The sequence below is a fragment of the Halorubrum sp. SP9 genome (assembly GCF_005435015.1).
In the GTDB taxonomy this organism is placed as follows: domain Archaea; phylum Halobacteriota; class Halobacteria; order Halobacteriales; family Haloferacaceae; genus Halorubrum; species Halorubrum sodomense.
Genome location: NZ_SGXU01000121.1, coordinates 512 through 1,191, shown reverse-complemented (window position 1 = coordinate 1,191; position 680 = coordinate 512). Strand labels below are relative to the sequence as shown.

1 protein-coding gene is annotated in these 680 nt (G+C 51.8%); it reads right to left on the bottom strand.

Annotated elements, in window-relative coordinates:
* The coding region (gene dgt / locus EXE45_RS16750; protein ID WP_199233671.1) for a dGTP triphosphohydrolase at positions 1–680 on the bottom strand (680 nt) is incomplete at both ends.

The following is a 680-nucleotide window of genomic DNA, read 5'->3' as shown; positions in this document are numbered from 1 at the left end:
TCTTGACCAAGGATACTTTTGTATGGCGTTGAGAGTCGCCCTAGTCAGGTCAATACCTTCGATACCTGAGCGATGGGATCCCAAGCGAGTCACGGCACGGAACGACTGTGCATTCCCCTCGAACCCCTGAATCTTTGATTCGTCTTGTTCCTCACTATCGTGGTCTCTGTTGGTCTCCCCCTCTTCACCATTTCTTCCGTCACCTTCCGTGTCTTCAAAGTTTTCCTCTACTCCATCCTCTCCCGACTTTTCGCGCACCTTGTCGTCAAGAAGCTCTTCAATCTCGTGACCGAACGGTGGGTGACCGATGTCATGAGCCAGAGACGCTGTCTCGACAACTTCAGGGTCGAGATAATTATCGAGATTCTCGAACTCGGCGTCATAGAATTTCTCAAGCAGTTCAGCGAGCCTACGCCCAACCTGTGCGACCTTCAGTGAGTGAGTCAATCGGTCGTGATACAGATATGACTCGCCTGCGCGAGCGACCTGCGTGACATCCTTGAGCCGACGGAATTCTCGACTGTACAGGATTCGGTCCCTGTCTCGCTCGAATGGACGCCTTTGATCTTCCGTATCGCGATCTACACTCTTTTCTGACTCTTTTTCTGGATCATACCCGGAACTCAAATCTTGATCGAGATCTGAGGGGCGGCGATCACGTGGAAAATCCGCTGTCATCT